A 6,129-nucleotide genomic window follows, 5' to 3' on the forward strand; every position below is an offset into this window, starting at 1 on the left:
GTTGTTTTACCGCAGCCGGATTCGCCTACCAGCCCCAATGTTTCACCTTGCTTAATATTAAGACTTACTCCGTCTACAGCGCGTGTATATCCTACTGTTCTTGATAGAATTCCTCGGCGTATTGGAAACCAAGTTTTGAGGTTACTTATATTAAGAGTAGAGTTGTCAAATTTTCCCATTTGAATCTGCACTTTCTTTTTTTGTCCCGACGTAACGTCGGGACACCTTCATTTTTTTATCTGTTCCTATTTTTTGCCAAGAAACATCTTGCTTGTCTATCATTAATTTTTTCAAGATCAGGATGTTCTTTGCGACATTTATCAAAAGTATAATTGCATCTATCCTGAAACCTGCATCCTTTGGGATAATTAAAAGGCGAAGGAACTTGTCCCGGGATTGATTTCAATTTTTCACGTTTTATAGAGATTGAAGGAATTGAATTTAACAGAGCTTGTGTGTATGGATGCAAAGGTTCCTGAAATATTCCTTTAATCGTGCCGATCTCGACAATTTCTCCTGCATACATTACAGCGACACGGTCGCACATTTCCCAGATAATACCCATATTATGTGTTATTAATAGTAGTGATGTATCTTTCTTTTTCATTTCGCGCATGAGATCGAATATTTGCGCTTGGATTGTGACATCAAGCGCTGTTGTGGGTTCGTCGGCGATAATCAGTTTGGGGTCAAGCATAAGAGCCATAGCAATCATGATTCTCTGAGACATTCCGCCTGATAACTGAAAAGGATAAGCATACATATTTTTTCCAGGATCGCCAATTCCGACATTATGAAGCCATTGTTCGCTTATTTCCCATGCTTTTTTGTAATCAATATTGTCGTGAAATTGCAGTGTTTCAACTAATTGGTTTCCTACACAATGCAGAGGTGATAAAGCAGTCATAGGTTCTTGAAAAATCATACTTATGGATTTTCCTCTGATTTTCTTGAGTTCTTCTATGGGGATAGATAACAAATCTTTATTATCAAAAATTATTTTTCCCGAATCTATATTGCCCGGCGGTGATGCTATCAGGCGTAAAACACTCATTGAGGTTACAGATTTTCCGCAACCGGATTCGCCTACCAACCCCAATACTTCTCCTTTATTAATCGAAAAAGAGACCTTGTCAACTGCGCGAATAGTTCCTTCGTCAGTTTTAAACGAAATCGACAGGTCTTTAATATCTAATAATTTTTTCATATTTACCCCGCCCCCCAAAAAGCCCCGCTTTTTAGAGCGGAGATGGAGGGTTTGTATTATTAAGTTTTCCCCAAAGCCCCGTGCTTTAGCACGGGGAGCGGGGTTTATTCCATCTTGCTGTAAGGACGCGGATCAAAAGCGTCCCTAACGCCTTCTCCTATAAAAATTCCCAAAAGCATAACTATAAAAAGAACCATTGAAGGATATAGTATGAGCCACCACGCCCAACGGAATTGTTGCGCCTGGTGCAAAAGTTCACCCCAGCTGGGAGTAGGCGGGGGTAGTCCGAATCCTAGAAAATCCAATGCCGCCAATGCTCCTATTGCGCCTACAAGATAAAACGGGAAAAAAGTAATAATCGGAGTTAGAGCGTTAGGCAGAATATGTCGGATAATAATTTTTAGAGGAGATATTCCTATGCATTTTGCGGAATCAACGAACGGTTGTTTGCGAAGACGCAGGAATTCACCGCGCATATAATACGAAATCCCTATCCAATTGAATATGCCGTAACAGAAAAGCAACAGAGCAAAACTTCTGCCATAAATTGAACCCAATAATATCATTACATATAAAAACGGCAGGGCGCTCCATATTTCTATTAAACGTTGTCCTGTAATATCGAGTTTGCCTCCAAAATATCCCTGAACCGCGCCTATAAAAGTGCCCATAATCATTGATACCGTAACCAAAAGAAAACCGAAGGTCATGGAAATACGCAGGCCATAAATGACGCGAGCCAATACATCACGTCCGTTACTGTCAATTCCAAGCCAATGCCCTCGAACAGGATGGTAGGGCCAACTGATATCGTTCTTCTCAACATTTATTTTGTATATTATATTTTTTATAATCAACGTAAAAGGTTCTATATATTCATCAAAACGTCTAATTACTATACCGAATAAAAGACTATCCTCATCAATTCCAATTTCTTCTGATAGTATAAAGGTCTGTCCTGCATTTTTAAATTCTCTGTTAAAGACCATAGTTTTAGGTTTTATAGTTCTATCCAAGAGTTGATTAAACCTGATGCGAACTGTATCAGGCGGATTCTTTCGCTGTGAAAATTCTGATAATAAAATTTCCGCTTTAAGTTCGGGATTTACTTTACTTGTCAAGGTAACTGATAAAGATATAGATTTTTTATTAAGAAACCTTTCCTTTATGGCATTTTCTAATTTAGGAGTTATGTCAAAATAGTCGGTTAGCTTTAACCCGTTCACAGAATTATCTTTTGTATCAAAAAAGAAACCACAGAATGTTGAGCGTTTTATGCCTAAATCAGGGCGGATATTGATATTACCGACTCTTGGTATAGGCGTCATGGTCAACGTAACTTTTTCTTCGGAGCGTAATGATTCGGGGTCAATGTTTTCATAGGGATTATATGATATTAACGGAAACACCATGAAGTTTTCCACATGAGCCGCAAAAACAGTAGTTTTGTTAACTTGCTTATAATTGGGCCGTGTTTGTTTATCGTTATTTAGAAAAATATCTTCTGGATAATATTTAAAAATAGGGAAGTAAGATTTTCCGTTATAACGAATGTATAAAGGTTTATCATTGCAGATTAACTCGGCTCCGAGGCTTAACACATAAAGTATGATGAGCAATAAGAATGCCCAGTATGCCCTTTTTTTCTCTTTGAATCGGCGAAACCGTTTTTGCGTTATTGCGCTTATATTCACTCTGCACCTTCTTTGTTATTCATTCGTTTTAATCTTCTACGCCTTTTAATATCTGAATATTCCACACCCTTAATATATCGAATTTTAGAAAGGGCGGGATTCATTTGTTAAAGGTTATCCTCGGGTCAATTAATACATAACAGAAATCCGATAGAATGTTGCCCAAAAGTGTCAGTATAGATGTAAGAGAAAGTATTGCCATAAATACCGCATAATCCCGTCCTATTATGGCTTCCAAACTTAATCGCCCCATGCCGGGTATTTCAAAAATTTGTTCTATTATTACCGAACCGGCAAACATCACCATAAGAATACCACCGAAACCTGTTGCAATAGGTATTAAAGAATTCCTGAGCGCGTGTCCCCATATGGCTCTCTTGGAACTACCCCCTTTTGCAATGACGGTGCGGATATAATCTTTTCCTATCTGTTCCAAAAGAGAATTTTTCATTAACAAAGTCAAAACCGCAAAATTACCGATTACATAGCATAAAACAGGAAGAAACATATGCATGAAAATATCTTTTGTTTTTTCCGAAAATGAAAGCAATGCAAAATTATATGATTGAAATCCCGTAACCGGAAAAATGTCCCATAGGCCTTCTACCGTTCCGCATAAAAGCATTTTCAAAATCATACCGAATGCAAACGCAGGGATAGCGTAACCGATAAATACGATTACACTTGATGTGATATCAAACTTACTCCCGTGCCTCAGCGCTTTGGCAATTCCCAGAGGAATACATATCAAATAACTTAGTAAAAAACCCGTAATTCCGAAAATTAAAGACACGGGCAATCGTTCGCGTATAAGCTGTAAGGCGGTTTTATTGGGGAACTTATATGATTCCATCTTTAAGCCGATTCTATCGGTAATCAGCCATTTAAAATATCGTTTATAAAATGGCTTATCAAAACCAAAATGAGCTTCAAGTTGTTTGCGATATTCTGCAGTTATAGTCGTTGTTGCAGATGCTCCTTTTCCTCCTTCGCCGCTTGTAGCAGCTCTCATCTGCATTATCTTTTCTTCAACAGGACCTCCCGGGACAAACTGAATGAGTCCGAAACAGATAATAGTTATTCCTATAAAAGTGGGGATTATTAATAAAAGACGCCGTATAAAATACTCCATTCTTTCCATAAATGTTATTCCTTAAATTCTTCGTCAAAGAAAATAGAAGCTTTGCAACCCGGCAGATACCTGCCTTTTTGAATCGCATCGGTTAAATCTTCAGCCGAATCCTCGTCATACCACCAATACCAATAGGCGGAATTTTCATTGCCGTATTTTGAAAGAACGGTTGAAGGTGTGCCGAATTTATTCCAATAAAGCAGACGGATATAATTAATACGCCAGATTAATATATAAGGACACTGACTTGTAACAATAGCATCAATTTGGCGGCATATTTCGTGCCGTTTTTCTACATCAAAAATAGTTTTTTGTTTTTCTATGAAGACATCAACTACCTTATCTTTAAAACCGGTGATATTGTTCCCCGACTTTCTATCAGCTTCTGTTGATGCCCACATGCTTTCAGGGTCTTTGAATATGACAGAACCCCAAGCCGCCCAAGTCATATCGAAATTGAATTCGTCCATATCCTTCATCCAAGTCGCAAAGTCTTTCTGGTCTATCTTCAATTCTATTCCTATGTCTTTTAAGTCTTCGGCATATATATTAATGAATTTTCCAGTAGATGAATCGCGATTAAGAAATTTAAAACTGAAACGTTTACCGTTCTTCTCCAAAAATCCGGTTTGTGGATTTACCTGCCATCCCGCTTCTTTTAATAATGCCATTGCTTTTTCCTTGTCAAAATTAAAAACCTTATTTTTACAGGGCGCTTCTTTTGAATAAAGGTCTTCAAAATATGAACAATGCATAGTGTATTGGTTATACATAAGAGTTCGGTTCATTTGTTCCTTATCAAGCAGATACGCCATCGCTTTTCGCACCTTTATATCGTCAAACGGCGGTCTTCTCATATTCATGGCAAATCCTTGAAAAGGCGCCGGCTCATAATTGTATATCTTCTGTTTTACAATCCATTCCTTTTCAAATTTCTCACCCTTTGTTTCGTTTACCCAAAGGCGGGATGTGTAAACAGGATAAATGTCTATTAATCCTTTTTTAAACGCTTCAAATGCATTCTCCCGTTCTGCAAAAAATCTGAAAACAATTGTCTGAAAATTACCTGTGTTCTGAAAACGTTGCTCTGATTTTGCCCACCAGTTATCTCTACGCACAATCTTAATAAAAAGCCCCTCATTAATTTCGCCGAGTTTATAAAGCCCCGATACTACAGGGAACTGGAAATTTATCTTATTGAAATCCTTCTTCTCAAAAATATGTTTAGGAAGAATATTTAATCCTCCCAATGCTAAAAGATTTCTCCAGTGCACCTCTTTCGTTGTAAATCTTATTGTGTGTTCATCTACAACTTCAGGTGGTAAGAATTTTTCCATAGACATCTTAAAAACGCCGGTTAGATTTTTGGGATCCATTATGGCTTGGAATGTCCACTCCACATCATATGCAGTAATAGGCTCACCATCACTCCATCTTGCGCGTTCATCTATCCAGAATGTAAAAGTTGTTTTATCATCAGAAATACTCCATTGCTTGGCAATCATCGGCTCATATTCAGCCGTAAGGGGATGAAGCGTAAGAAGGGAATCATACATAGCACTGAATACTTCTGATGTAAGTATATTGCTGGCAAGATAATAATTCAGACTATTAGGATATTGCCCGGCAAAAGTAGCCATTTCTCCGCCGACTTTAGCCTGGGGGCTTGCTAACGGATTGGGCAGGTCTTTCCAGTTATCTTTGGGGAAAAATTCATCGGCAGGGGAATGGGCTACTGTAACAATTAAAATTATAAAAATAGAGAGTAGTTTTTTAAACCGCATTTTATCGTAAATAGTAATTAGTAATAAAATTATAGAGTCAAATCTTCCCCCCTACATTTCATCGAAATATAACAGGGGGGACTACGCACTCCAACGGGAGTGCTTCGGGTAAATAGTAATTTTTAGAATTACCAATTACGTATTGTTGTTATTTTATCATATTGTATAGATTGGATTAAAAAATAGATTGCTTCATTTTCGATTCGCAATGACAGGCGAAAGAATTCTGTTCCTTGCCATAACAAATTCAATTTGTATAGCAATTTCGTTGAAATTGTCATTGCGAAGGTCCGATGACTCTCCGACGAGTCC

General features: G+C 37.8%; 5 protein-coding genes. All 5 read right to left on the minus strand.

All coding sequences use genetic code 11. The features are described from left to right. Window positions 1-179 (minus strand): ATP-binding cassette domain-containing protein (locus tag KAS42_05060; GenBank protein MCK4905586.1); only part of this gene is annotated, 179 nt, incomplete at its 3' end. Between the two features lie 56 nt (window positions 180-235). Beyond that, window positions 236-1,207: an ABC transporter ATP-binding protein gene (locus tag KAS42_05065; GenBank protein MCK4905587.1), complete on the minus strand. Its 972-nt coding sequence runs from the start codon at window positions 1,205-1,207 to the stop codon at window positions 236-238. Window positions 1,208-1,311: 104 nt separating this feature from the next. After that, a complete protein-coding gene (locus KAS42_05070; GenBank protein ID MCK4905588.1) occupies window positions 1,312-2,196 on the minus strand; it encodes an ABC transporter permease subunit in 885 nt (294 codons plus the stop codon). Window positions 2,197-3,001: 805 nt separating this feature from the next. Beyond that, entirely contained in the window at window positions 3,002-4,033 is a 1,032-nt protein-coding gene (locus tag KAS42_05075) for an ABC transporter permease subunit (protein ID MCK4905589.1), read from the minus strand. A 14-nt stretch (window positions 4,034-4,047) separates the two neighbouring features. Beyond that, window positions 4,048-5,817 carry an ABC transporter substrate-binding protein gene (locus KAS42_05080; GenBank protein MCK4905590.1) on the minus strand — a complete coding sequence of 590 codons (1,770 nt, stop codon included), beginning with the start codon at window positions 5,815-5,817 and terminating at the stop codon, window positions 4,048-4,050. Window positions 5,818-6,129 lie beyond the last annotated feature (312 nt).

It is taken from the genome of bacterium (genome assembly GCA_023135785.1).
Lineage (GTDB): Bacteria > CAIJMQ01 > CAIJMQ01 > CAIJMQ01 > CAIJMQ01 > CAZNJA01.

Coding starts and splice junctions, on each gene's coding strand:
- KAS42_05065 (MCK4905587.1), bottom strand. CDS start 1,207: ATGAAAAAATTATTAGATATTAAAGACCTGTCGATTTCGTTTAAAACT.
- KAS42_05070 (MCK4905588.1), bottom strand. CDS start 2,196: ATGGTCTTTAACAGAGAATTTAAAAATGCAGGACAGACCTTTATACTA.
- KAS42_05075 (MCK4905589.1), bottom strand. CDS start 4,033: ATGGAGTATTTTATACGGCGTCTTTTATTAATAATCCCCACTTTTATA.
- KAS42_05080 (MCK4905590.1), bottom strand. CDS start 5,817: ATGCGGTTTAAAAAACTACTCTCTATTTTTATAATTTTAATTGTTACA.